Below are 24,074 nucleotides of genomic sequence, written 5' to 3' on the forward strand. Positions count from 1 at the left end.
CGAGTGATGATCAGGTGACCCGTGGCCTGAGGCAAAAGTTTCAGCCGCTTGAGGAGCCCGGCCGGGCGGCGTGGTCGTCTTGTGTTACATCTTGTGAAGGAGGTTTTAGTTAACAAAACCGAACCCCGGGCGTAGCGTGCTATCGAAGACCCTATCCACGTCGAGAGGCTCGCCCCATGAACAGATATGTACTCGGCTGCTGCACCGTGCTGGCGCTGAGTGGTTTGCTGAGCGGCATGGCCCAGGCTTCGCCACCCTCAGCATGGCTGCTGGCCCAAAGCCCAACGGGAGCCTCGAGCAACCCTTACAACAGCCCGATTCGCCGCGCCAACCCGAACAGCATGCAAGGCTCTCAATCCAGCGCCCCGGCCATTCGCGGGCCCAACACCATGCCGGTTCCACGCCCACCGACGCTGGATAACGGCGGCATCGGCAACCGCTATCCGCAAAGCCAGCCGGCCCCCGCCAGCCCACCGAAATTCATTCCCAATCCACCTCAGCGAGATACAGGCACTAGCAACCGTTGAGCCGGAACGACAAAAGGAAGCGTGCATGTTGCGTAAAACCCTCCTGGCCACCCTGTGTGCCAGCGCATTGATCACCGCTGCTGCGCCCGTTTTCGCGGCATCGACTCAGGAACTGGACAGCGAACAGGGCACCCTCGAAGTCACCACGATCACCAAGGGACTTGAACATCCCTGGTCGGTCGCCTTCCTGCCGGATCGCAAGGGCATGCTGGTCACCGAACGGCCCGGCAACCTGCGCGTCGTCAGCGTCGACGGCAAACTCTCCGGCCCGATCGATGGGGTGCCGAAGGTCTGGGCCAAGGGGCAGGGCGGCTTGCTGGATGTGGTGCTGTCCCCTGACTTCCGGCAGGACCGCACGGTTTATCTGTCGTATGCCGAAGGGGGCGGCGCGGGTGACAAGGCAGGCACGGCGGTCGGTCGCGGGCAATTATCTGAAGACCTGAAAACCCTCAAGGACTTCAAAGTGATCTTCCGCCAGGAGCCGAAGCTCTCTGTCGGCAACCATTTCGGCTCGCGCCTGGTGTTCGATCGTGACGGGTATCTGTTCATCACTCTCGGCGAAAACAATGACCGGCCAACCGCTCAGGACCTCGACAAGCTGCAAGGCAAAGTCGTGCGGATCTACCCGGACGGCAAGGTGCCGGACGACAACCCCTTTGTCGGTCAGGCCGGCGTACGCCCGGAAATCTGGTCTTATGGCCAACGAAACCCGCAAGGCGCGGCGCTCAATCCGTGGACCGGGGTTCTCTGGGAGAACGAACACGGGCCACAAGGCGGTGATGAGCTGAACATCATCGAACGCGGCAAGAATTACGGCTGGCCACTGGCAACCCACGGCATCAACTATTCCGGCGATCCGATCCCGGAAGCCAAGGGCAAGACCGCCGAAGGCACCGTGGCGCCGCACCATGTCTGGGAAAAGTCCCCGGGACTGAGCGGGATGGCGTTCTACGATGGGGATCGCTTCAAGGCCTGGCAGCACAATGCGTTTATCGGTGCGCTGGTGAGCCAGGAATTGATTCGCTTGCAGTTCGATGGCGATAAAGTGGTTCACGAAGAGCGCTTGCTCGGTGAGCTCAAGGCGCGGATTCGCGATGTGCGGCAAGGCCCGGACGGGTACTTGTATGTATTGACCGATGAAGACGACGGCGCGCTGTACAAGGTTGGCCTGAAATAACCCCAATCGCCGCGCGGCCCTGTAGCCGCTGGCGAAGCCTGCGGCTACAGGGAGGATTGCGCGTTGGGATAGAGAATCACCGCCGCCCGCAACTTGCCCCGGCCAAAGCTGCTCATCTTCTCGAACTCCCCATGGCTCACCGGCAGATGCTGGCAATCCATAGGCTGGCGATGCTGGCTATGGTCGACATCCGGATCATGCAGATAAACAAACTCCTCATCGCAGTCAGTGACGATGACCCAATGCGGTGATTTGGAGCGGGTCAGCCGATAGCTGCTGATCAACACCAGCGGCTGGCCACCGTCATTCAGCAAGCGTGGCAAGTCCAGCAGGCCGCCGATCACCTGTTTCACATGGGTGGCCTGCAACTGCACGGTGAACTCTTCGTGCACCAGGCGCATGACGTCTTTTTTATGCTCGTTACGCACCCCATCGAGAAACAACGGCCCCGTCATGCTCAGTTGCAAACGCACGCCAAATCCACGATTCCAGGCGGCCAACGCCAGGCCTTGCGGGCTGCATCCTCCGTGACCTGAGGTCATGAACACGGTCGTCGCCTCGCGCCAGATCTGCAGCTCTTCGCGGCGTTCCAGTTTCCGGTCTTTTTGCAGTGCGCCCATGGCCATTAGCAGGCAGGCCGGGCCGCAGGTGAAATCGGTGGTCTGCGGGTAATACGGCACTTTGATGTTTCTTGAGTCTCGGTGCTGGAGAATGCGTTTCTCCAGACGCAACGCATCGGCGTGGTCCTGGTAATAGTCATGAATCAGCGCAAAACGCCGGTAACCGTTGCACTCATAAAGGGCAATCGCCGCCGGATTGTCCATGCGCACCTCCAGCCGAACGTAGGCACAGTCGTGTTGCAGCGCACAGGCTTCGATGCGTTGCAGCAGCTGCTTGCCCAATCCGCTGCCACGCGCTTCGGCGGCAATCGCAATCGAATAGAGACGGGCCAGCGACGTGCCCCGATGAAACAACACCACCGCGTAGCCGACCAGATGCTCGTCGCGCTCAGCCACCAGCAACTGCCCATGGGCCCGAGTGATCATCCATTGAAAGCTGCGACTGGTGAGCCGGTCCGTGGTGAAACATTGCTGTTCAAGTGCCAATAACGCAGGTAAGTCTTCAACTACTGCCAAGCGAAAGACAAGGTTCATATGATCGCCGTAAAAGTTGCGTAACGAAACGGGACTTTCGAAAAAGTTCGTGCTTAATAGGAAAGGTCTTGTTCTCCAACGGATCAATCACTATGTCAGCGGTACAAGGTCATTGGCGCGAAGTATCCGAGCAAACTTCGCCGGCGGCAACTTTTTTAAATACAGCAGTCAGCACTTCTAGCCAGTTGATTATCATTGTCGAACGCAAGGAAGACTGGGCCTCCTACTTTCCCAGTGAAGACATCGTCACCGCCCAGGAATACCTCGAAAAGGCCCACGACAACGGGCAAGGCAAACGGGTCCAGGTGATTAACCTGTGCCGCAGCTACAAGTACCTGGGGCACGGTTATTACTGCTCGCTGCTGGCGGAAGCGCGGGGGCACAAGGTCATTCCGTCGGTGCGGACCATCAGCGAGCTGACCAAAAAGTCCTTGTATGGGCTTTCATTGGATGATTTGGAAAAGCCGCTGGAAAAAGCCCTTACGCATCATCTTTACAGCGACACCGAAGGCTTTACCCTGACCCTGTATTTCGGCAAGACCAATATAGAACCCTTGCAGGACTTGGCGCGGCAGTTATTCGAAGTATTCCCCTGTCCGGTCTTGTTAGTTGAGTTTCGTCGAACTAACGGTTGGCACATTGACGGCATCAAGTCCGGTGCGCTGCATAAGTTGCGAGAAGATCAGGAAGATCAATTCGCCCACTCACTGGACAGTTTCAGTCGCAAGATCTGGCGAATGCCACGCTCGCGACGTCTGGCCCGTTATGACCTCGCCATCCTCCACGATCCCCAAGAAGCATTGCCCCCATCCAACCCCAAGGCGCTGGATAATTTCATACGCGTCGGCAAGACCTTGGGCATCGATGTAGAGCTGATCGAGCGCAAAGACTACGCACGCATCGCCGAGTACGACGGCCTGCTGATCCGCGAGACCACCAGCGTCGATAACCACACCTACCGTTTTGCCAAGAAAGCCGAGAGCGAAGGGCTGGTCGTGATGGACGATCCGGCGTCGATCCTGCGCTGCACCAACAAGGTCTACCTGACCGACCTGCTCAAGAGCCATCAGCTCGGCATGCCGGCCACCGAAATTCTCTACAAGGAGCGACCGGAAGACTTCGAACGGGTCGGCGAGCGCCTGGGCTTTCCATTGGTACTGAAAATCCCCGACGGTTGTTTCTCTCGGGGCGTGATCAAGGTTGAAAGCCAACAGGCGTTGCTGGAAGCCACCGCCGAACTGTTCGAACATTCGGTGCTGTTGCTGGCGCAGGAGTTCTTCTACACCGAGTACGACTGGCGCATCGGCGTACTGAATCGCAAACCGATCTTTGCCTGCCAATACTTCATGTCCAAGGGCCATTGGCAAATCTACAACCACAAGGCCAAGGGACAGGACATCAACGGCGAATGCCGCACACTGGCCGTCCACGAAGCCCCGCGAGCGGTGGTGGAACTGGCGGTGAAAACTGCCAACCTGATTGGCGACGGACTGTACGGCGTCGACCTCAAACAGTCCGGCGACAAAGTGGTGGTGATCGAGGTCAACGACAACCCGAACATGGACGCCGGCATCGAAGACGCCTATCTGCAAGACGATTTGTATTCGTTGGTGCTGGAAGAGTTCGTCCGCCGGCTCGAGCTCAAGCGTCGCGGCCAGGCCTGGTGATCGCTCGATGATCAAGAGCTTTCAACTTTCCCACGGCGTCCTGCAATCAGTCGAACGGCTGGATGCCGAAGTGATGCTGTTCAGCAACCCGGACGCCGCCGAGCGCGATCTGCTGCACAGCCATTTCAAACTCGATGAACACGCGCTGGCTTCGGCCCTCGACCCGGACGAGGTGTCGCGCATCGAGTTTCATCCCGACAATCTGTTCCTGATCTGGAAGCGCCCGGAAAACTATTCCGGCGCCGACAGTCTGGCGTTTGAAGTGTCGTCCTGTGGGTTGTTGTTTTGCGAGGACCGGTTGCTGGTGATCGCCACCGACGACTCACCGCTGCACGGGCTCGGCACCCGGCAGCGGCTGAACACGCCGCTGGATGTCTTGCTTGACCTGCTGTTTAACAACATCCATCACTATTTGGGTCACCTGAAGGTGATCAAACTGGTTGCCCGGGAGTTGCAGCAAAAATTCAACGCCTCGATGCAGAACCAGCACCTGATCCAGATGTTCAACCTCAGCGAGAGCCTCATCTATTACATCAACGCGATTCACAGCAACGGCGCGGTCCTGACGCGGCTGCGCAATCACGCGGCCAAGGAACACTTCAGCGCCGAAGCCGTCAGCCTGATCGACGACCTGATCATCGAAAACAACCAGTGCTACAAACAGGCGGAAATCTACTCCACGGTGTTCTCCGGGCTGATCGACGCCCGGGGCAACCTGATGAACAACAGCATGAACAACCTGCTACGCAAACTGACGCTGATCAACGTGGTGTTTCTGCCGTTGAACCTGATCGCCAGCATTGGCGGCATGTCCGAGTTCAGCATGATGACCGCGGGCACGCCGTGGTGGGTGTCGTATCCGTTGTTTCTGAGCGCGATGATGCTGGGGGCGGGGGTGATGGTGTTGGGGCTCAGGCGGTTGGCTAAGTGAATGGGGTGGCAGATCAACCGCTATCGCGAGCAGGCTCGCTCCTGCACTGGATCTTCATCTGGCACAGATTGTGTCTATGACAAGAATCATCTGTAGGCGTGAGCCTGCTCGCGCTAGCTATCTTCAAACTGATGACAGTTGACCATTGACTTGCCATCCGCCCACGGCTAATTTCCAGCCATGACTTCCACCGTATTGCGCTGCCAGCCAAGCATTATTACCGCCATTCCTTATCTGGCGGGCTAGCTCACGACTGCAGCACCCAACCCGCCCTAGAGGCGGGTTTTTACTATCTGTCTCCAGGGCCCCGAACACAGCCAGGAGACGACCATGACCAGCACGCTCGCCCAGCAGACCTTGCTTGAGCATTACGTAAAAAAGATCCTTGCCGCGCCGGTGTATGAACTGGCGGTATGCACGCCGTTGCAAGCGGCTCGGGCGCTCTCCGAGGCGTTGGGTAATCAGGTGCTGCTCAAGCGCGAGGACCTGCAACCGACCTTTTCCTTCAAGATTCGCGGTGCCTACAACAAGTTGGTGCAGCTTAGTGATGAGCAAAAGGCACGCGGCGTGATCACCGCGTCAGCAGGCAATCATGCCCAAGGCGTGGCGCTGGCGGCGAAAACCTTGGGGATTGTCGCGACCATCGTCATGCCGCTTACTACGCCGGAACTGAAAGTGCTCGGGGTTCGAAGTCGCGGGGCGGAGGCGGTGCTGTACGGCGAGAGTTTTCCGTTCGCCCTCGACTATGCGCTGAACCTGGCCGAACAAACCGGTCGCACCTTTGTATCGCCCTTCGACGACCCGGACGTGATTGCCGGGCAGGGCACCGTGGCGATGGAGATCCTGCGTCAGCATCAAGGCCCGATCGACGCGATCTTTGTGCCGGTAGGCGGTGGAGGTTTGATTGCCGGTATCGCCGCATACGTCAAATACCTGCGACCTGAAGTGCGCATCATCGGCGTCGAGTCAGAACATTCGGCGTGTTTGGCGGCAGCGCTGCAGGCGCACGAACGGGTTGTGCTGCCGAGCGTCGGCACTTTCGCCGATGGCGTGGCGGTGGCGCAGATCGGCGCTTATGGCTTCGAAGTGTGCCGGTTTTGCGTCGATGACGTGTTGACGGTCAGCAACGACGAACTGTGCGCCGCGATCAAGAACATCTACGACGATACCCGCTCGATCACCGAACCGTCGGGTGCGCTGGCCGTGGCCGGAATCAAAAAGTATGTCGCGCAAACCGGTGCCCGTGGCCAGACACTGGTGGCCATCGACTCGGGGGCCAACATCAACTTTGACAGTTTGCGCCACGTGGCCGAGCGCGCCGCCATCAGCGGCGTCCCAGCGTGAGGCAGGAAGGGGTTACTCCTGAACGGCTTTCTCGACCTTGCTCGACGCTGACCAGATCCGGTAGCGCACTTCGATGTCTTTTGGCACGTACAGCACGATCGGCAGCTTGCTGTTGTAACGCAGCAAGAAGCCGTCGCCGACCACCGGTACGAAGTCTTTTTTACTCTTGCTATCCGGGCAGGCCATCAGCGTGCTCATCGGGCCGATAACTTTATCCAGTCGGTAGAACGGGTAGCCCCAACCCTCGAGGTTTTTCTCCTCAAGCATCCCACCCAGACGCTGGCGATTGCAGTCCACGGTCAGGGTTTTACCGGCGAGGATTTCGACTTGAAAGTCGTCTTCTTTCGTTTGCGGGGCAAGATGAATGACCTGGCGGGTAAAACCGCTTTCAGGCTTGGGGAAAGGGGCGACGGTTTCGAGCGTTGCAGCATTGGCGATGGTCGACAGCCCGGCAACCATTAGTCCGACAGTCGTAGTAAAGGTCAAAGAACCCATGATGCCTCCTTGCGTGTATTCAATTCGTGGCGCCATTCTTACTGTGCTCAGGCCCCAATGCAAACCCGGCGCTGTCAGACCGTAATTTGCAACGCCTTTCACGTCCCTTCATGCAAATTGCACGGTGGTTTCATTAAGTCTTGCGGCTAAATCATTGATTTGCCGATGAACTGCACGGCGAAATTCAAGGCATGTTTTATGCTTCAGTTGTTCTTAATCTGGCCGGGACTGCACACGAGCCAGCGTCGATTGTTGATTGGCTGTCTCACAAAGGAGGGGTCGCCATGTTTCTTTCTGCCTTGGAACTTCGCAACATCATCGAAAACAGGTTTTTGCCCAAGCGTTGCGAATGCACGCTGTCCCCGGATTTGTTGATGACGATAAAAGTGTACGCGGACGATCAGACCGATCGGCTGGATCTGCACGTGACCGGGATTGATGCCTCGGCGCTCAATGGTTGTCGGGAAATCAACGAATTAATCGACGAGCTGCGCGCCCGGCAACATCCTGAGGTCATTTCTCCACGCCGGGCGACCAGGGCGCTTTAACGCACCGTTTCGAGTTCCACCGACAGGCGCCGGGTCTGAAGAAAACCCAGGCCTAGCGCCAGCTCCACCAGGACCGCCAGCAAAATACCCGGCCCGGTATGGCCGTTGAGCCATTCGCCGAAACCCAGTGCCGCCAGACCGAAACAGCCGACCATAAAGCCGCTGCTTAATGCGCTTCGGATGACCGAGGGTGGCTCGTTTCGAACCCAATAAAAAATCAACCCCAACGCCGCGAACACCACCGCGATGCGTCGCGAAACAACGCCTGTCGCCGAGGAGTATTCAATACCCCAAATCGCCAGCAGCCAATCCGGCATCAAACCCCAGACCAGCGCCAGCACCAGACACAGGGCGGCGGTGAATATCGATAACGTGCGAAACGAAAACTGCATAGCGAATCCTTGCGGCAGTGAGGGAGGCGCTAAAGCATAACGCCAGAACCCTCACAGTAAAACCGCTTGGTTTCGAATCAGACCTTTCCGTCAGTTTTGCAAACTGCACGCGTCGGAAAGTTTCCTGTAGCTGATTTCTTCAGGTTTGCCCGACGTATCGATGTACTTCATGTCGGCGGTAATCACTTTGCATTCATTGGTCGTCGGCTCGGTCAGCGCCACGACTTTGCCGACATTGAGCGGCATGCCGTAGTGATAGGGCGTGGCTTTGGACGTGTCATTGGCCTGGGCAAGCCCGGCAAACGCGGTGCAGGCGAGGGCGGAGGCAAGGAGCAGCATGCGAGTGTTCATGTGACGATCTCCAGTGCGGACGGAAAGTCAGTTCGACGATCAACGTCAAACCTGCCGCACTGGGCATCAGAGGAATCTGAGGGCGTGCGGTCCAGTGAAGTTTTGGACCGCGGGGTTAAGCAATGGTTAACCCGCCTGAACGCCGCCTGTCGCGAGGGGCGGTGTCTGACGGATGTTTCGTTAGGAAAGTGGTTACGGAGTCCTCGGCTGGGTCCTACAGCGCTAGACGCCTTATCGACTTTCGCCTGCTGGGGGGAGCGATTACTGTTTGGGCTCGCTGCAAAATCAGCGATCGGGTTTGGTCACCTGATGCCATCACACATATGTGTGCCATCATTCGCGCTGCGGACATCCAAGTCCTCGTAGTGTGTTGCAATGGCGGCTGTGTGCTGGACGCCCTCGGGCGAACCGATTTGATGGTATCGGTTGACCAAGCCTGTACACAGCCGCCTCCCATCGTTTGGTCACGGTGCTGGCGTTACTTATTAACCATCGAGTAATTACTATGCCAACGTTCAAACCGTTTCCAGATCGCTATCGTCCACTCAACAGCGGCGTTACCGATTCGAGTCCTTTGCTGATCGACACCGAAGCCAACCCCCAAGACATATTCGAAGCCGGGTTACAGCGCGTACGAGCCTCTACCCAGCTACTTGAAACGCTTCATTGCCTATGTTTCAAGCACAGCGATGTTCAAGATATTCCGCACATTACTCACGCACTTTACTTGTTGACACAGGACGGGTTTGACCTGTTAGCGGTTGCGCAGCAGCGGATGATGGGGTGGAAGGCGCCGGTCTGACGACTGATCTTTAAAAAAATCCAGCGCTGCTAGGCGCTGGATTTTTGTATTGCGTCATGAATTACCAAGAGCCATACGGCACACCAAACTTTTCGACGTACGCTTTGGAAACGGCGGAAAGGGGGCGGTAGTGACCTCCAGACTTACCTTCGTATGGGCCACGCGGATCAATTACGGCTTTTACCGTAGTCACCTCGATCGGCGGCATACATGGACCGGTTACCCAAACTTTGGCAATGCCTCCGGGGACCAGTCTTACAGCTACTGCCTCACGATATCCGGTGATCCATTTCCCGTCGGCACTGCAGAAAACCTTTTCACCCCTGCGCATGACCTCCCGAGTCGCCTCGGATATGTTAATCACCATTTGATAAGTTTGCGGCTCTACCAGCGATTGCCAGCGGACATAGATCTGTTTGGGCAAGTCTGCACCAGTTACGTATTTACCTTTCCCCCAGCCGGCTCTTTTCGGCCAGCCTCGGGGATCGCCGGAACTGTTGGGGGGAGTTAGTATTGAGGCGGCGCCACTCATCGCACGGGGATATACCTGGTCCTGAATATCCACCACATCAGCCGACTCGATCCACACTTCCATGTAATTCGGCGCTGAAAAGCCCAAGCGCCATGATTTGTAAGGCATTGGCTCGCTGTTGGCGTATGTGCAACCACTGAGCAAAAAAGCGCAAATCGTAGTTCGCAAGAAATTACTCATCAGACTGCTTTGGCTCTGTCACTTCCAAGAATCATAGGGCACACCAAATTTTTCTACGTAGGCTTTGGATTGGTCGGACAGCTTGTCGTACTTACCGCCAGACTTTCCTTCATATGGGCCGCGTGGATCAATAACGGCTTTTACCTTGGTCACTTCTATCGCTGGCAGGCACGACCCCATCACCCACATTTTGGCTATCCCGCTGGGCGCCAAATTGATAACCAACGCGTTGCGGTAGTCTGTAATCCACTTACCATCAAATGCGCACAAAGCCTTTTCTTCCTTGCGCATTATCGCCCTTGTCGTCTCGGGGACGTCGATCACCATTTGGTAAGTTTGCGGTTCGACAAGAGACTGCCAGCGTACGTAAATCTTTTTTGGCAAGTCCGCCCCAGTTACATTCTTACCTTTGCCGATTCCTGGCTTTTCGGGCCACCCTCTAGGGTCGCCAGTGTTGTTAGGAGGCGTCTGTATGGCAGCAGTGCCACTCATCGCTCGCGGATAAACCTGCTCTTTGATATCGACTACATCAGCCGATTCAATCCACACTTCCATGTAATTCGGCGCTGAAAAGCCCAGGCGCCATGATTTGTAAGGCATTGCCTCGCTGTTGGCGAAAGTGTAACCACTGAGCAAAAATGCACAAATCGTACTTCGCAAGAAACTCCTCATCAGACTGCGTTGGCTCTTTCATTTCCAGGAATCATAAGGCACGCCATATTTTTCAACGTAGGCTTTGGAAACGCCGGAAAGGGGGCGGTAGTGACCTCCAGACTTACCTTCGTATGGGCCACGCGGATCAATCACGGCTTTTACCGTGGTCACCTCGATCGGCGTCATGCATGGACCGCCAACCCAGACTTTGGCAATACCTCCGGGGACCAGCCTTATACCGATTGACTGACGATAGCCAGTGATCCATTTCCCATCGGCAGCGCAGAAAACCTTTTCACCCTTAAGCATAATCTCCCGAGTAGCCTCAGGGATTTTAACCACCATCAAGTAGGTTTGCGGTTCGACCTGCGACTGCCAGCGGACATAAATCTGCTTGGGCAAGTCGGCCCCTGTCACATGCTTACCGCTGCCGATGCTAGCTCTTTTCGGCCAACCTCGCGGATCGCCAGAATTGTTGGGAGGCTTTAACATGGAGGCAAGACCACTCATCGCACGTGGGTATACATGGTCCTGAATATCGACAACATCGGCGGTTTCGATCCAGACCTCCATGTAGTCAGGAGCCGAGAATCCCAAGTACCAGGATTTGTAAGGCATTGAGTTGCTGCTAGCAAATGCGCAGCCACTGAGTAAGAGCGTGGTGAGGCTGAATTGTAAAAATTTTCTCATTAGGACGTCACGACTCTGTCGCTACCAAGAACCATAGGGCACACCAAACTCTTTGACATAAGCTTTGGATTCATCAGATAGAGAATCGTACTTGCCACCGGATTTCCCTTCATATGGGCCTCGCGGATCAATCACGCCCTTTACCCTAATTACCTCGATCGGAGTAAGGCATGACCCTCGTACCCAAACCTTGGCTATGCCACCGGGCGCCAAATTGATAACCAATGCGTTTCGGTAGTCTGTTATCCACTTGCCATCGGCAGCACAAAAAGCCTTTTCGCCCTTGCGCATGATCTCCTGAGTCGCCTCGGGTAAGTTGATCACCATCTGGTAAGTCTGGGGTTCGACCAAAGATTGCCAGCGGACATAGATTTTTTGGGGTAAATCCGCCCCAGTCACATTTTTACCTTTTCCTATGCCAGGTTTCTGAGGCCATCCTTTAGGGTCACCTGAATTGTTGGGAGGTCTCTGTATCGCAGCGGTGCCACTCATCGCACTGGGATACACCTGTTCCTTTACATCGACCACATCAGCTGACTCGATCCAAACCTCCATGTAATCGGGCGCCGAGAATCCCAAGTACCAGGATTTGTAAGGCATTGGCTCGCTGTTGGCGTATATGCAACCACTGAGCAAAAATGCGCAAATCGTAGTTCGCAAGAAATTACTCATCAGGCTGCTTTGGCTCTGTCACTTCCAAGAATCATAGGGCACACCAAACTTTTCGATGTACGCTTTGGACTGGTCGGATAGCTTGTCGTACTTGCCGCCAGACTTACCTTCATAAGGTCCTCTTGGGTCAATTTCGGCTTTTACCTTAGCCACTTCTATCGCTGGCAGGCACGATCCCATTACCCACACTTTAGCCATCCCTCCGGGTGCCAGATTTATTGCCAATACCTCGCGGTAGCCTGTTATCCATTTTCCATCAGCAGCACAAAAGGCTTTTTCACCCTTGCGCATAAGTTCCCTGGTCGACTCGGATATCTCGATAACCATTTTATAAGTTTGAGGTTCAACCAATGATTGCCATCGGACGTAGATTTTTTTGGGTAAGTTTGCTCCAGTTACACTCTTACCTTTGCCCGGCCCCGGCTTTTCCGGCCAGCCTCTAGGGTCGCCCGTGTTATTGGGAGGACTCTGTATCGCAGCAATGCCACTCATGGCACGTCTGTATACTTGGCCTTCGACATCAATAACATCAGCTGTTTCGATCCAGACGTCCATGTAGTTAGGTGCTGAGAAACCCAGGCGCCAGGCTTTGTAAGGTAGCGTTTCACTGTTGGCTAACGTGCATCCACTGAGCAGAAAGGCGGCGATAGCGACGCGTAAAAAGTTACTCATTTGGATGTACCGTACGTACAGAATTTACGTCTGGTCGATTGATGAAGACTATATTCAAGTCACTATTGTTTCGATTTTTAGCGGCGTTCCAGTTGTCAGATAAATGAACGTAACGTTGGAAGAGCAGTTCCTCTTCCTGTGAGGTCAGCCCTATTGTTTTGCTTTTCCCCTGAGCGTACGACAACAATTTTTCGGAGATAGGTATGAGCTCCGCAGGTAGCGCCAGTCTTGGGTTGCTCTCGGGGATTTGTCCAAAAGGCACTCCATTTTCAACGGCTAGTTCGCGCATGATCCGAAAGTAGATCAAGGACAGTTCACTGCGGACCTCTCGTTGACTGCTGACAGCGGCATAAACGTGTTTCATATCTTTGCGGTTTTCTTTGCCCGTAGTACGAAACGGCACCTCCCACGTACGGATCTCCAATGGGAGGTTATATTGGGCCAATTGATCCTGTAGCCGCCTCAAGTCCTCTTGGGCAACTTTGTAACTGTTAGCTTCAACAAAAGATGTCCTTTCGTCTACCGGGCTCCTACGCGGTTTGCTGAGCAGTATCCGCTCTCTCGCCTTAGGTAGATAGCCGCCACCGAGGTCCGAGTGCACGCCCGGCAAAATAATATCGGCAGCCCCAAGACTGTTTAACGCAAAATTGTAACGTCGCTCATTTCGAGCGACTAATTGGACTACTTTCTTCGCGGCGCCTGGTGCTAGATGGATATTGATCCCTGGGTTAAAAGCATTATTACCATTCCAATCTCCTACCAGCGGGTTGGCAATGGCTGCAACTGTGTCGTAGACGCCGATGAAATTTATGGAGATGTCGGTATTTGGCTTCCATGCGAAGCTGTCCGATAACATTGGCGATCCCGCCGGCAGCGCTTTAGCGAGAATACTTTGGCTACCTTTTAGTATTTCATTAGCAAAGTCTCTTGCCGCCGCAGAGCCTCGACTGAATCCGAAAATGTCGAACTCAATGTTCGAAATACGCTTATCAGGATTGTTGTTTTTAAAGAGTCGGATCGCCTGAATAAATAGCTCGGGAGTCTCTTCTACCCGCGCCCGGACACCTTGTGCACCTATGCCTGTGCCTTGTGAAAAAGTCGAGTCCTCCTCGATACTGCTGGTGCCGATCCCATCCACATAAATCGATAAACTCGCCCTTTCTGCATCAATAGGCAGCGCTTCATCCACTTGGTTCTGATAAAGGTCATACAGTCTGGCTACGTTACTGACATCATTGCCATAACTGTTGTCCGGGCTACTTCCTTTGCCGTCGTAGCCTAAAGAAGCGCAGAACTGACGGATGTCCTCGGCCATATCTTGCAGGTTTACATCCGGAGCGAAGCAACCATAAACACGCTCGCTATTGTTACGGTTATTCCCCGTACCATCAAAGAACATCCCAATCCGCAACGTAATTTCTTCCAGCTCAACCTCTTCTTCCTCTTCCTCCAGCTCTTCCTCCTCAGCCGGACGTGCTGCCTTAGGCTCCGAATCCGCCACCGCATTAAACTTGCCAACCGGCGGAGCACTCAGCAGTTTCCCTGCTGCGGCCGCCGCTGCTGCACCCGGAATAATCGGCGGAAGAATCTTAATCCCGCTCCCCGAACCCGGCGCACCACCCGAATTGGTCTTCACCTCAGCCCCACTAATCGTCACGCCCCCGGCATCCACCTTGACGAAACTCCCGCCAGCCTTGGCCGTCAGTTCCATCCCGCCTTCAACTACCACCTTGTCGCCAGCGTTGTAGTGAATCTCTTCTCCCGCCTCGACGAACTGCGCCGTGCCGACCTTCACATGCTGGGTCGCCGCCACCGTCAGGTGATCATCGGCCCGCGCTTCAGTCTTGCGGTCCAGGTGAGTGATGCGGTGTTCTTCAACCTTGAACTCGCTGAAGACATTGGCCTCGACCGTGTCGTGCCGCTCGTTGCCGATGCGGATTTTCTGGTCGTGTTCGATGTTTTCATCCCAGTCGCGCTGGGCGTGGAGGTAGATCTGTTCCGCGCCTTTTTTGTCTTCGATGCGAAATTCGTTGTAGCCCTTGCCGCCCGGTGAGCTGAGGGTCTTGAAGGTGCTGCGGGTTTTGTTTGCCGGCAGGTCGTAGGGGACGACGTTTTCCTTGTGGTACAGGCAGCCGGTGACCAATGGCTGGTCGGGGTCGCCTTCGAGGAAGGTGACGAGCACTTCCATGCCGACGCGCGGGATGGCGATGCCGCCGTAGGCACTGCCGGCCCAACCGGTGGCGACGCGCAGCCAGCAGCTGGTTTTGTCGTTGGCCTGGCCGTCGCGGTCCCAGAAGAATTGCACTTTGACGCGACCGTATTCGTCGCAATGGATTTCTTCGCCCGGCGGGCCGGTGACGATGGCGGTCTGGCTGCCGAGGACTTGCGGTTTCGGGTGTTCGAGGGCAGGGCGGTAGTGCGCGTCCCACGGCGTGGCGAGGAAGCGGTTGCGGTAGCCCTGGTGGAAATCGTCTTTGTTGTGGGTGACGTCGCTGGTGATGTTCTCGCCGAGCACTTGCGGCTGTTTGCCTTCGTGGACCACTTCCAGCAGCAGCCAGAGGTCGTTCCATTCGCTGCGCGGGTGTTCGCTGAGGGCCATGAAGTGGCCGCTGACCAACGTCGGTTCGTCACCTTTGCCTTCAGCGAGTTTGTAGTCGCTGCGATGGCGTTCCAGCGCACGGGTCGCCAGTTGTTTACCGCGTTCGCGCGTGAGAAAGAGGCCGGGGTAATCGTAGTCTTCGAGGTCCGGGGCGACGCCGCTCTTGGCGGCGCCTTCGGGCAGGATGCGTGGCTTTTCAAAGTCGTAGTCGCGGCGGCTGACGCGGCTGGTGCGGGTTTCCAGGCGCAGGTTGAAGCGTTTGATCACCGGTTTCTCGGCGGCCATGCCGGAGTCTTGCTGGTAGGCCACGGGCGAGAGTTTGCGGAACACGGTCTGATCATCGCCGAACACCAGTTTGTGGCCGCTGGCGCTGTGCTGAAAGTGGAAGTGAATGCCTTCTTCTTCGCACAGGCGCTGGATGAAATGCAGGTCGGATTCGTCGTACTGCACGCAGTAGTCGCGGTCCGGGTAAACCGCACCGAGCTGAAAACTGTAGGCGTCCGCGAGGATGCCGCGCGCTTCCAGGACCTGCGCGATGATCTTCGGCACGCTTAACTGCTGGAAGATTTGCTGGTCGTGGTTGTGGCGCAGGTACGCCAATTGCGGGCACAGGCTGATGCTGTAGCGGGTCAGTTTTTTACCCGAGTCGCCTTGCTCGATTCGATAGACCAGGCCGTGGATGAGGCCTTTGCCGGTTGCGCCGAAGGTCAGGCAACCTGGTTTGTGCAGAATGTCTTCGAGTTTCAGGTCGGGGCGGGCGCTGACCAGCTCGATGTCGAAACAGAACGGCTGGTTGAGGGCTTCACGGCCGACGAAACTGAGGACTTGCAGGTCGGCGGAAACACCTTCCAGCGTGAGGGAAATATGGGTTGCGTTAGCGTCCAGCATGCCTTGAATTCCGTCCTTTGGATAAGCTGGGGCGGATGGTGCAGGATTAAACGGCCTCGTTCAAGGCGCAAATGGCGTAGGTGCGGATGCCTTGTGCTATCAGGAAAACCCTTAGGCACAAGGTATGGGTCAATGAATGCGGGGCATATTTCGTCATCTGTTCCTGAACACGACAGCGTCACGCAATTGCGGCGACCGGGAATCGACAGTCATTTTCAGACTTTCGGGGTGGTGACCCTGAGATTGGCGGTGTGTGTTACACCGCCATCGCGAGCCGGCTCGCGATGAGGGCCTTACATTCAGCGCAATTCCAACTGCCCGCCTGGAACGTATCACCTGAGCCTACGGTGTCGGCGCCCTAAGTATTTGTATTGCGCGAAGGTTTCAACATGGGCCTCTTCGCGACGTCGTCTCAGGGCAGGACTTCAGCCATGAACGCTCCATTCGGAGAAATGGCAGTGAATGGACTGGGTTCACCCCCTCCCACCATAGTGAACTCCGGCGGCTCCGACCCCACGATATTGCCAACCACTTTGCGTCCATCGTTTTCTTTTTTCAGCAGCAGGACATTATTATCGCTGACCCGTTTGACCCGACCGTAAGTCTGACCTTTTGGCGCAGTGACAATGTTGATGGCAATGTCTTGAGGGTGCCAAAAGCCGGGGTTTGGAGTGCCGTCCAAAGTGTGGTAGTCGAGGGCAATGTTCCCGCTGCTATTAACGGCCACACCAACAACGCTTGACATAAAATTATGCAAGTCTAGGACTTTGGGCTCGGAATTTTCCCCATCCCAGTAGGTTGCCATGGGCTTGTTGTTCGATGAAACACAACTCCCTACATATCGGTTTGCATTATTGACCGCTCGAATCTCGCAAGACGAGTAATTCGCCGGGACGTTTACATTGACGGCGATGAAGCCAGAAATATCTCTGTAGGCAATTTTCGCAACGCCTTTCCCCGCCTCATCACGGCAGTTGAGCGCGACACGAGGCGCGTCAGGTGCCATCTGATCGTTGATCGCAACCGCTTGGCAGTTATCCCTGGGGGTTGACACCGTCATCGGGGTTTTAGCGTCTACTGAGGTCCACATCGTTGCAGTGGCACGACCATTTTTGTCGATGCTTTGCCCCACAACAAACCCACTGTTGTTGTAGGCAACTGCTTTTGTACTGACATCGTCCGGGTTTCTCTGGTCCTGAAAAATGCTGCGAAGTGGCTCCAGTTTAGTGGCGACGGTATAGGGCGGTTTCCAGATTGTCCCGAATTCCAGGCCGTTGGTTTCTTTACAGTTGCCTGAGACAGTTCCGTCGATACCAATTCCCAGAACTCTACAATCCTGCCCTTGCACAAGGCTTGGGAGGACGATCGAACCGGTAATGTTATCTGAGCTCCAGACGATCACCGCTCCGTTGGATGCCGTGCAGTTACCCACCGCACGTTTATAGTTGTTGATGTCGATCACTTCGCACGAGGAAAACTCTTTGGCCATGCGAACTTGCAGATTAGTAGTGGCCATCGTGTCCGTTCCGTACGCCAAAGCAAATGCGGCCAGTATCGCGTTCAGCGACGTTAGATTTTTAATGATCTTCCGTTTCATTTTCTGCTCCATCTTGTTAGCGTGTGGGCTCGAACCAGACTGTTGTTCAGGTCCGTAACAGCAACACTGCAAGAAGAGTTAATATCAAAAAATGAAGCTCGACTACTGTCAGATCTAACAGTGGACGGCCACTGTTAGAGTGTATGTACTGGCGGGTTGAGATCGTTGTTTTCTGGTCGTGAAGGACTCACCCCCGGCAGTTTCCGTTTATGGCGGGGGGACGATTTATCAGATGAGTTGCTGCCGATACGGCAAATCCGGCCCGGTCTTGCTGCACGTCAACGCCGCCGCCGTCACCGCGAACGTCAACATCCCGGCAATCTGTTCACGGTCGAGCGATTGCACACCTTCCACCGAATCCAGCTGTTGCTCGGTCAACCACGTAATCAACGCCGCCTGGAACGTATCGCCAGCCCCCACCGTGTCGGCAATCTTCACCGAACTGGCCGGCACCGACCACGAACCATGAGCCCGGCTAAACACCGTCGCGCCTTCGCCACCCCGGGTCAGGAACACCAACTGACAGCGATGCTGCAGCCAGCCTTCAATCACCCGCTGTGGGTCCTGCTCGGGATACAACAGGCTCAAATCCTCATCGCTGACTTTGATCAGGTCCGCGTATTCGACCAGCGTCGCGATCCGCGAACGCCACAGGTCAATGTTCGGTTCAGGATTGAGCCGTACGTTCGGGTCGAGGCTGATCAGGCGTTTACCGCTTTCACGCTGAACCAGCGCCAGCAACGTGTCGGCTATCGGTTGCACCACCAACGAGAACGAACCGATGTGCAAGCCGCGCACTTCAGTCCCCAGTTCCGGCAGGTGTTCCGGTTTCAACTGACGGTCCGCGCAGCCTTCACCGCGAAAGCTGTAATGCGGCGAGCCGTTGGCGCCCACCGCAACCATCGCCAATGTCGTCGGTGCGGCGAAGTCCACGAGGAAGTCCGGGCGCACGCCTTCGTTCAATAGCACTTGCTGCAAGCGCCGGCCGAGGTAGTCGGTGGACAGTCCGGCAAACAGCGCCGAGTCCACACCCAAACGGCGCAAACCGACGGCGACATTGAACGGCGAGCCACCGGCAATCGCCTTGAAATTCACTTTTGAAGCCAGGCCGCTGGCGTCGTCTTCACTGAAGTAATCGAACAGCGCTTCGCCACACACCAGATACATAATTGTTCACTCTTTAAAGGGTTGCGACATGCTGTTGATAGCGTTCGTAGGCCTGCTGACAGGCCGCCACATGCTTTGCAATCGGCAAGGTTTCGCTGGCCAGGTCGAGTTTGACGCAGCGCTCGCACAGGTCCGCCAGACTGTCTTCCTGCCCGTTCGCCCAGGACCTGCACCACGCTGCTTGAATCGCCGCGCCGAGGGCGGCGGCTTCGCTTTGTTCGGTGCAGATTACGGGCGTATCCATGATGTCGGCGACGATCTGTCGCCACACCGGGCTCTTCGAGCCGCCGCCGATCAGGCAGATGCTGCGGCTTTGTAAGCCATTCTGGCGCAGCAGGTCCAGCCCATAACGCAAACCGAAGGTCGTGCCTTCCACCACCGCGCGGCACAGGTTGGCCGGCGTCAGGTTGGTCATCGTCAGCCCCAGCAGGCTGCCGGTAGCATGGGGCAGGGCGGGGACGCGTTCGCCGTTGAGGAACGGCAGCATGCTCACGCCTTCGGCACCGATGGGGGCTTGCGCGACTAAATCGTTGAACTGCTGGATATCCAGGTCGAACAACTCGCGAATAACACCCGTCGCGTTGGTCAGGTTCATCGTGCAGATCAGCGGCAGCCAGCCACCGCTGGAGGAACAAAAGGTCGCCACCGAGGCGTCCGTGCTGACTTTCGGTTGATCGGCATAGGCGTAAACGGTGCCTGACGAACCGAGGCTCATGGTGATCGCGCCGGGCTTGATGTTGCCGGTGCCGATCGCGCCCATCATGTTGTCGCCGCCGCCGCTTGAAACCAGCGCATGCGGGTTGATGCCCAAGCGTTCGGCGATGCTCGGCAGGACCGTGCCGACGGCTTGATGGGCGTCGATCAACTCCGGCAGGGCGGCTTGCAGGCGTCCGCTGGGGTCGATGTCGCGCAGCAGCTGCAAGTCCCACTGGCGGCTGCGCACGTTGAAATACCCGGTGCCGGAGGCGTCGCCATACTCGCTGCAGCTACGGCCGGTGAGCCAGTAATTCAGGTAGTCGTGGGGCAGCAGGATGCGGGTGATTCGGGAAAAAATCTCGGGATGCTGCTCTTTGGTCCAGAGCAGTTTTGACACGGTGTAGCCGGGTGCGATGACGACGCCGAGGCGCTCGAGTGAACCCTTTTCACCGCCGAGGTGCTCCAGCAGGCGGTCGTTTTCGGCTGTGGTTTCGGTGTCGCACCAGAGTTTGGCGGGGCGCAGGACCTGGCCCTGATCGTCGAGCAGGACCAGTCCGTGTTGCTGGCCTGAGACGCCGATGCCGAGGAGGTGTTGACCGTCGACGTTGGCGGCGAGCAGGGCGTTTCGGGTGGCGAGGGTGAAAGCTTCCAGCCACTGATGTGTGTCTTGCTCACGGCGGCCGTTGGCGCCGCTGATCAGGGTGTGGGCGGCGGCGCCCTGGCCCAGCACTTGGCCGCTGACTGCGTCGAGGACAATGGCTTTGGTGCCTTGGGTGCCGCAGTCGATGCCCAGGAAAAGGTGTTGGTTTGCCATGTCAGGTCCTTGGAGTGTCAGGTCGATCTCGCGATGACGGTAGTCCATTCACCGCAGTACTTAAGCCAGCACCCGCTCCAACGTCCGCGTCACCCCCACCTCCCGCAAGCTGTTACAGCACCACTCAAACGCCGCCACAAACTCGGCCGAATGCGGAATCGCGGTGCCAAAAATCTCCTCGACCGCCAGCAACCGCTGGGTAATCAACACATCATCCGCCACCAGCCCCTGAAAAAAAGCCGCCCGTGGGTCCGGAATCGAATAGGTATCACCGTTTTCATCCACCCCCTTCAAATACAGCGCCCACGCCGCCACCACCAGCGCCGCACGCTTGGTCTCTCGACCGTCGGCAATCAAGCGGTTGATCGTCGGCACCGTGAATTTGGGAAATTTCGACGAGCCGTCCGAACACACTCGCTCCAGTTGATCGGCAATCGCCTGATTGGAGAAGCGTTCAACCAAGGTGTTTTTGTAGTCTGTCAGGTCAATCCCCGGCACCGGCGACAGTTGTGGCGTGACGTCCAGGTCCATGTAAGCCCGCATGTAGCGCACAAACAGCGGGTCGTTCATGGTTTCGTGAACGAAGCGATATCCCTTCAAGAACCCGAGATACGTCAGCGCCAGATGACTGCCATTGAGCAGTTTGATCTTCATCTCTTCATAAGGCGTGACGTCGTCCGTGAACTGCACGCCGACCTTTTCCCAGGCCGGGCGACCGTTGACGAATTTGTCTTCCAGCACCCATTGCACAAACGGTTCGCAGACCACGGGCCAGGCATCGTCAACCGCGTGTTTGTCAGCCAGTTGCAGGCGATGTTCGGTGCTGGTCATCGGCGTGATGCGGTCGACCATGGCGTTGGGGAAACTCACGTTGCGGTCGATCCACTCGCACAGATCGGCATCGCGCAACGCGGCGAAGGCCAGTAGCGCTTTGCGGGTCACCGCGCCGTTGTGCGGCAGGTTATCGCAGGACATCAGCGTGAACGCCGGGGTGCCGGCAGCGCGCCGTTTGGCCAGGGCGGCGCAGAGGAAACCGAACACTGTTTTCGGCGCATCCGGGTGCGTCAGGTCGTGCTGGATTTGCGGCAAGTGCGCCATGAACTCGCCGTTGCTGTCATCGATGCAGTAACCGCCCTCGGTGATAGTCAGCGAGACGATGCGGATCTCGGGGCCGGCGAGTTTTTCGATCAGTGCGGTCGCGCCGTCTTCGGCCAGCAGCATGTCGCGAATCGCACCGATCACCCGGACTTCGGTGTCATCGGTATCGCCGAGTTCGAACAGGGTGAACAGGTAATCCTGCTCTTTGAGATCGTCCCGGGCGCGGCGGTCTTCGGCGCGCAGGCCGACCCCGCAAATCGCCCAGTCCAGGCCTTCGCCAGTGTTCATCAGCGCGTCGGTGTAATACGCCTGATGGGCGCGGTGAAAACCACCGACGCCAATGTGCGCGATGCCTTGGCGCGTATCGCTCAGGGCGTAGGCGGGCAGGACCACCTCGGGTTTGAGATGGTGGAGATTCTGTTTATTGAGTTTCATCACATAGTCTCGATATCAGGCCGCAGCGCGCAACGGACGGGTCAACGCCACGCCGTCGGCATCGAATAAATGGCAGTGTTCGGCGTCCAGGTGCAGGCTCAGCGACTCGCCGTAACGGCTGGCGAGGTCGCCGCGAACACGCATGGTCAGGGCCTCGCCGGAGGAAGTCACGACGTGGCAGAACGTGTCGCTGCCCAAACGCTCGCTGACGTCGGCGGTGACTTGCAGCGTGCAGTCGCCGGGTTGTGCCAGTTCCAGGTGTTCCGGACGAATGCCCAGGGTCACTGCGCCACCGACGCTCAAGTTGGCGCCGGTCAACGGCAGGGTGATGCGAGCACCGGCGTCGAGCAGCACTTCACAGCTTTGGCTGTCGATGCGGGTGACGTTGCCCTTGAGGAAACCCATTTTCGGCGTGCCCAGAAAGCCCGCGACAAACAGGTTGGCCGGTTGGTGATACAGGTCCAGCGGCGAGCCGACCTGTTCGATTTTGCCGCCGTTGAGCACCACCACCTTGTCGGCCATGGTCATGGCTTCGACCTGATCGTGGGTCACGTAGATCATCGTCGCTTGCAGTTCTTTGTGCAGTCGCAGCAGTTCCAGGCGCATCTGCACCCGCAGGGCGGCGTCGAGGTTGGACAGCGGTTCGTCAAACAGGAAGATTTTCGGGTTGCGCACAATCGCCCGGCCGATGGCCACGCGCTGACGCTGGCCGCCAGACAGCTGTTTCGGTTTGCGTTCCAGCATTGGACCGAGTTCGAGGATGCGCGCTGCTTCGCCGACTTTCTTCTCGACTTCCGCTTTCGGCACGCCGGCCAGATCGAGGGCAAACGACATGTTCTTTTTCACGGTCATGTGCGGGTACAGGGCGTAGGTCTGGAACACCATCGCCAGGTCGCGCTTGGCCGGGCTGACTTCGGTGATGTCGCGGCCGTCGAGCTCGATGGTGCCGCCGCTGACTTCTTCCAGGCCGGCGATCAGGCGCAGCAGGGTCGATTTGCCGCAACCCGACGGGCCGACGAACACCACGAATTCCTTGTCGTTCACTTCCAGGTCGATGCCTTTGATGATGGAAAAGCCTTCGAAGCCTTTTTGCAGATTCTTGATTTTCAGGTTGGCCATGGTGGCGCTCCTTTTGTGCTTATTCTTTGAGGGCTATTTCACGGCACCGAACGACAGGCCGCGGACCAATTGTTTCTGGCTGATCCAGCCGAAGATCAGGATCGGCGCGCAAGCCAGGGTCGACACCGCCGACAACTTGGCCCAGAACAAGCCTTCAGGGCTTGAGTAAGAGGCAATCAACGCGGTCAGCGGCGCGGCTTTGGATGAGGTCAGGTTCAAGGACCAGAACGCCTCGTTCCAGCACAGGATCAGCGACAGCAAAACGGTTGAAGCCAGGCCGCCCTTGGCGATCGGCAGCAGCACCCGGACCATCTCCTGCCACAGCGTGGCGCCGTCGAGGCGCGCGGCTTCGAGGATGTCTTTGGGGATGTCTTTGAAGTAGGTGTAAATCATCCAGACCACAATCGGCAGGTTGATCAGCGTGTAGATCACGATCAGCGCGATGCGCGTGTCGAGCAGGCCGAAGGTCTTGGCCAGCAGGTAAATCGGCATCAGCACGCCCACCGGTGGCAGCATTTTGGTCGAGAGCATCCACAGCAGCGTGCCCTTGGTGCGCTGGGTTTCGTAGAACGCCATCGAGTAGGCCGCCGGCACGGCGATCAACAGGCACAATGCCGTGGCACTGAAGGAAATCACCACCGAGTTCCAGGCGAAGCTGAAGTAGTCGCTGCGTTCATTGATGTGCAGGTAGTTCTCCAGCGTCGGCGTGAAGATGAACTGCGGTGGCGTGGCGAACGCGTCGATTTCGGTTTTGAAACTGGTCAGCACCATCCAGAAGATCGGGAAGAAAATCACGATGGCGATGGCCCAGGCCAGCGTGCCGAGCAGCAGGCTTTGCAGGCGGCGGGATTGTTGAAGGGTCATGGCGCAGGC

Annotated in this window: 23 protein-coding genes; 7 read left to right on the forward strand and 16 right to left on the reverse strand. The window is 57.0% G+C overall.

Features of this window, described 5'->3' with window-relative positions; all coding sequences use genetic code 11:
- Positions 1 to 176 precede the first annotated feature (176 nt).
- Together SB725_RS07945 and SB725_RS07950 are read left to right on the forward strand one after the other, a co-directional pair.
- Positions 177 to 527 carry a hypothetical protein gene (locus tag SB725_RS07945; RefSeq protein WP_059183009.1) on the forward strand — a complete coding sequence of 117 codons (351 nt, stop codon included), beginning with the start codon at positions 177 to 179 and terminating at the stop codon, positions 525 to 527.
- A 25-nt stretch (positions 528 to 552) separates the two neighbouring features.
- A complete protein-coding gene (locus tag SB725_RS07950) occupies positions 553 to 1,704 on the forward strand; it encodes a PQQ-dependent sugar dehydrogenase (protein WP_027923540.1) in 1,152 nt (383 codons plus the stop codon).
- 44 nt (positions 1,705 to 1,748) lie between these two features.
- On the opposite strand, the gene SB725_RS07955 is transcribed toward SB725_RS07950, so the two are convergent.
- Positions 1,749 to 2,858, reverse strand: coding sequence for a peptidase C39 family protein (locus tag SB725_RS07955; RefSeq protein WP_410921520.1), 1,110 nt, complete (start codon positions 2,856 to 2,858; stop codon positions 1,749 to 1,751).
- Positions 2,859 to 2,950: 92 nt separating this feature from the next.
- On the opposite strand from SB725_RS07955, the gene SB725_RS07960 reads away from it, so the two are divergent.
- The 3 genes from SB725_RS07960 (at position 2,951) to ilvA (ending at position 6,800) form a co-directional block, all read left to right on the forward strand.
- Positions 2,951 to 4,525: a RimK family protein gene (locus tag SB725_RS07960; protein WP_027923542.1), complete on the forward strand. Its 1,575-nt coding sequence runs from the start codon at positions 2,951 to 2,953 to the stop codon at positions 4,523 to 4,525.
- A gap of 7 nt (positions 4,526 to 4,532) precedes the next feature.
- Positions 4,533 to 5,456 (forward strand): magnesium transporter CorA family protein, encoded by a 924-nt coding sequence (locus SB725_RS07965; RefSeq protein ID WP_027923543.1) that lies wholly within the window; start codon positions 4,533 to 4,535, stop codon positions 5,454 to 5,456.
- A 330-nt stretch (positions 5,457 to 5,786) separates the two neighbouring features.
- Entirely contained in the window at positions 5,787 to 6,800 is a 1,014-nt protein-coding gene (ilvA, locus tag SB725_RS07970; RefSeq protein ID WP_410921521.1) for a threonine ammonia-lyase, biosynthetic, read from the forward strand.
- Between the two features lie 12 nt (positions 6,801 to 6,812).
- Here the strand turns inward: ilvA and eco are convergent, their stop codons facing one another.
- Positions 6,813 to 7,295, reverse strand: coding sequence for a serine protease inhibitor ecotin (gene eco / locus SB725_RS07975; RefSeq protein WP_027923544.1), 483 nt, complete (start codon positions 7,293 to 7,295; stop codon positions 6,813 to 6,815).
- A 284-nt stretch (positions 7,296 to 7,579) separates the two neighbouring features.
- On the opposite strand from eco, the gene SB725_RS07980 reads away from it, so the two are divergent.
- Positions 7,580 to 7,843 carry a DUF1652 domain-containing protein gene (locus tag SB725_RS07980; protein ID WP_194940012.1) on the forward strand — a complete coding sequence of 88 codons (264 nt, stop codon included), beginning with the start codon at positions 7,580 to 7,582 and terminating at the stop codon, positions 7,841 to 7,843.
- On the opposite strand, the gene SB725_RS07985 is transcribed toward SB725_RS07980, so the two are convergent.
- Both SB725_RS07985 and SB725_RS07990 read right to left on the reverse strand, forming a co-directional pair.
- Positions 7,840 to 8,235, reverse strand: coding sequence for a hypothetical protein (locus tag SB725_RS07985; protein WP_027923546.1), 396 nt, complete (start codon positions 8,233 to 8,235; stop codon positions 7,840 to 7,842). The genes SB725_RS07980 and SB725_RS07985 overlap by 4 nt on opposite strands.
- Positions 8,236 to 8,325: 90 nt before the next feature.
- On the reverse strand, positions 8,326 to 8,586 hold the full coding sequence (locus SB725_RS07990) for a DUF2790 domain-containing protein (RefSeq protein ID WP_059183004.1): 261 nt from the start codon (positions 8,584 to 8,586) through the stop codon (positions 8,326 to 8,328).
- Between the two features lie 505 nt (positions 8,587 to 9,091).
- On the opposite strand from SB725_RS07990, the gene SB725_RS07995 reads away from it, so the two are divergent.
- A complete protein-coding gene (locus SB725_RS07995) occupies positions 9,092 to 9,388 on the forward strand; it encodes a hypothetical protein (protein WP_027923548.1) in 297 nt (98 codons plus the stop codon).
- A 61-nt stretch (positions 9,389 to 9,449) separates the two neighbouring features.
- Here SB725_RS07995 and SB725_RS08000 read toward each other — a convergent pair whose 3' ends face one another.
- From SB725_RS08000 to SB725_RS08055, 12 genes are all read right to left on the reverse strand, one after another.
- Positions 9,450 to 10,100 (reverse strand): DUF2931 family protein, encoded by a 651-nt coding sequence (locus SB725_RS08000; RefSeq protein WP_410921522.1) that lies wholly within the window; start codon positions 10,098 to 10,100, stop codon positions 9,450 to 9,452.
- Positions 10,101 to 10,118: 18 nt separating this feature from the next.
- Positions 10,119 to 10,772, reverse strand: coding sequence for a DUF2931 family protein (locus SB725_RS08005; protein WP_410921523.1), 654 nt, complete (start codon positions 10,770 to 10,772; stop codon positions 10,119 to 10,121).
- 18 nt (positions 10,773 to 10,790) lie between these two features.
- Positions 10,791 to 11,444 (reverse strand): DUF2931 family protein, encoded by a 654-nt coding sequence (locus tag SB725_RS08010; protein ID WP_027923550.1) that lies wholly within the window; start codon positions 11,442 to 11,444, stop codon positions 10,791 to 10,793.
- A 21-nt stretch (positions 11,445 to 11,465) separates the two neighbouring features.
- Complete coding sequence (locus SB725_RS08015) at positions 11,466 to 12,116, reverse strand: DUF2931 family protein (protein ID WP_410921524.1); 651 nt, start codon at positions 12,114 to 12,116, stop codon at positions 11,466 to 11,468.
- Between the two features lie 18 nt (positions 12,117 to 12,134).
- Positions 12,135 to 12,788, reverse strand: coding sequence for a DUF2931 family protein (locus SB725_RS08020; protein WP_410921525.1), 654 nt, complete (start codon positions 12,786 to 12,788; stop codon positions 12,135 to 12,137).
- Positions 12,781 to 16,275, reverse strand: coding sequence for a type VI secretion system tip protein TssI/VgrG (tssI, locus tag SB725_RS08025; RefSeq protein WP_410921526.1), 3,495 nt, complete (start codon positions 16,273 to 16,275; stop codon positions 12,781 to 12,783). The genes SB725_RS08020 and tssI overlap by 8 nt, the downstream gene beginning before the upstream one ends.
- A gap of 412 nt (positions 16,276 to 16,687) precedes the next feature.
- Positions 16,688 to 17,872: a hypothetical protein gene (locus SB725_RS08030; RefSeq protein ID WP_410921527.1), complete on the reverse strand. Its 1,185-nt coding sequence runs from the start codon at positions 17,870 to 17,872 to the stop codon at positions 16,688 to 16,690.
- 228 nt (positions 17,873 to 18,100) lie between these two features.
- Positions 18,101 to 19,039 (reverse strand): carbohydrate kinase family protein, encoded by a 939-nt coding sequence (locus SB725_RS08035; protein WP_410921528.1) that lies wholly within the window; start codon positions 19,037 to 19,039, stop codon positions 18,101 to 18,103.
- A 13-nt stretch (positions 19,040 to 19,052) separates the two neighbouring features.
- Positions 19,053 to 20,549 (reverse strand): xylulokinase, encoded by a 1,497-nt coding sequence (gene xylB / locus SB725_RS08040; protein WP_194940014.1) that lies wholly within the window; start codon positions 20,547 to 20,549, stop codon positions 19,053 to 19,055.
- Between the two features lie 60 nt (positions 20,550 to 20,609).
- On the reverse strand, positions 20,610 to 22,082 hold the full coding sequence (locus SB725_RS08045; protein WP_410921529.1) for a mannitol dehydrogenase family protein: 1,473 nt from the start codon (positions 22,080 to 22,082) through the stop codon (positions 20,610 to 20,612).
- A 15-nt stretch (positions 22,083 to 22,097) separates the two neighbouring features.
- Positions 22,098 to 23,201, reverse strand: a complete 1,104-nt coding sequence (locus SB725_RS08050; protein WP_059182997.1) for an ABC transporter ATP-binding protein — start codon at positions 23,199 to 23,201, stop codon at positions 22,098 to 22,100.
- Positions 23,202 to 23,234: 33 nt separating this feature from the next.
- A complete protein-coding gene (locus tag SB725_RS08055) occupies positions 23,235 to 24,065 on the reverse strand; it encodes a carbohydrate ABC transporter permease (RefSeq protein WP_027923248.1) in 831 nt (276 codons plus the stop codon).
- Positions 24,066 to 24,074: the final 9 nt, after the last annotated feature.

It is taken from the genome of Pseudomonas sp. SIMBA_041, from assembly GCF_046535095.1.
GTDB lineage: Bacteria > Pseudomonadota > Gammaproteobacteria > Pseudomonadales > Pseudomonadaceae > Aquipseudomonas > Aquipseudomonas mucoides.

What these genes read in the sequence shown, in the direction of transcription:
- SB725_RS08015 (WP_410921524.1), bottom strand. Translation starts at nt 12,116, where the DNA reads ATGAGTAATTTCTTGCGAACTACGATTTGCGCATTTTTGCTCAGTGGT.
- SB725_RS07990 (WP_059183004.1), bottom strand. Translation starts at nt 8,586, where the DNA reads ATGAACACTCGCATGCTGCTCCTTGCCTCCGCCCTCGCCTGCACCGCG.
- SB725_RS08010 (WP_027923550.1), bottom strand. Translation starts at nt 11,444, where the DNA reads ATGAGAAAATTTTTACAATTCAGCCTCACCACGCTCTTACTCAGTGGC.
- SB725_RS08035 (WP_410921528.1), bottom strand. Translation starts at nt 19,039, where the DNA reads ATGTATCTGGTGTGTGGCGAAGCGCTGTTCGATTACTTCAGTGAAGAC.
- SB725_RS07965 (WP_027923543.1), top strand. Translation starts at nt 4,533, where the DNA reads ATGATCAAGAGCTTTCAACTTTCCCACGGCGTCCTGCAATCAGTCGAA.
- SB725_RS08020 (WP_410921525.1), bottom strand. Translation starts at nt 12,788, where the DNA reads ATGAGTAACTTTTTACGCGTCGCTATCGCCGCCTTTCTGCTCAGTGGA.
- SB725_RS08050 (WP_059182997.1), bottom strand. Translation starts at nt 23,201, where the DNA reads ATGGCCAACCTGAAAATCAAGAATCTGCAAAAAGGCTTCGAAGGCTTT.
- SB725_RS07960 (WP_027923542.1), top strand. Translation starts at nt 2,951, where the DNA reads ATGTCAGCGGTACAAGGTCATTGGCGCGAAGTATCCGAGCAAACTTCG.
- tssI (WP_410921526.1), bottom strand. Translation starts at nt 16,275, where the DNA reads ATGCTGGACGCTAACGCAACCCATATTTCCCTCACGCTGGAAGGTGTT.
- SB725_RS07980 (WP_194940012.1), top strand. Translation starts at nt 7,580, where the DNA reads ATGTTTCTTTCTGCCTTGGAACTTCGCAACATCATCGAAAACAGGTTT.
- SB725_RS08005 (WP_410921523.1), bottom strand. Translation starts at nt 10,772, where the DNA reads ATGAGGAGTTTCTTGCGAAGTACGATTTGTGCATTTTTGCTCAGTGGT.
- SB725_RS07945 (WP_059183009.1), top strand. Translation starts at nt 177, where the DNA reads ATGAACAGATATGTACTCGGCTGCTGCACCGTGCTGGCGCTGAGTGGT.
- SB725_RS07995 (WP_027923548.1), top strand. Translation starts at nt 9,092, where the DNA reads ATGCCAACGTTCAAACCGTTTCCAGATCGCTATCGTCCACTCAACAGC.
- xylB (WP_194940014.1), bottom strand. Translation starts at nt 20,549, where the DNA reads ATGGCAAACCAACACCTTTTCCTGGGCATCGACTGCGGCACCCAAGGC.
- SB725_RS07985 (WP_027923546.1), bottom strand. Translation starts at nt 8,235, where the DNA reads ATGCAGTTTTCGTTTCGCACGTTATCGATATTCACCGCCGCCCTGTGT.
- SB725_RS08055 (WP_027923248.1), bottom strand. Translation starts at nt 24,065, where the DNA reads ATGACCCTTCAACAATCCCGCCGCCTGCAAAGCCTGCTGCTCGGCACG.
- SB725_RS07955 (WP_410921520.1), bottom strand. Translation starts at nt 2,858, where the DNA reads ATGAACCTTGTCTTTCGCTTGGCAGTAGTTGAAGACTTACCTGCGTTA.
- ilvA (WP_410921521.1), top strand. Translation starts at nt 5,787, where the DNA reads ATGACCAGCACGCTCGCCCAGCAGACCTTGCTTGAGCATTACGTAAAA.
- eco (WP_027923544.1), bottom strand. Translation starts at nt 7,295, where the DNA reads ATGGGTTCTTTGACCTTTACTACGACTGTCGGACTAATGGTTGCCGGG.
- SB725_RS07950 (WP_027923540.1), top strand. Translation starts at nt 553, where the DNA reads ATGTTGCGTAAAACCCTCCTGGCCACCCTGTGTGCCAGCGCATTGATC.
- SB725_RS08030 (WP_410921527.1), bottom strand. Translation starts at nt 17,872, where the DNA reads ATGAAACGGAAGATCATTAAAAATCTAACGTCGCTGAACGCGATACTG.
- SB725_RS08000 (WP_410921522.1), bottom strand. Translation starts at nt 10,100, where the DNA reads ATGAGTAATTTCTTGCGAACTACGATTTGCGCTTTTTTGCTCAGTGGT.
- SB725_RS08045 (WP_410921529.1), bottom strand. Translation starts at nt 22,082, where the DNA reads ATGAAACTCAATAAACAGAATCTCCACCATCTCAAACCCGAGGTGGTC.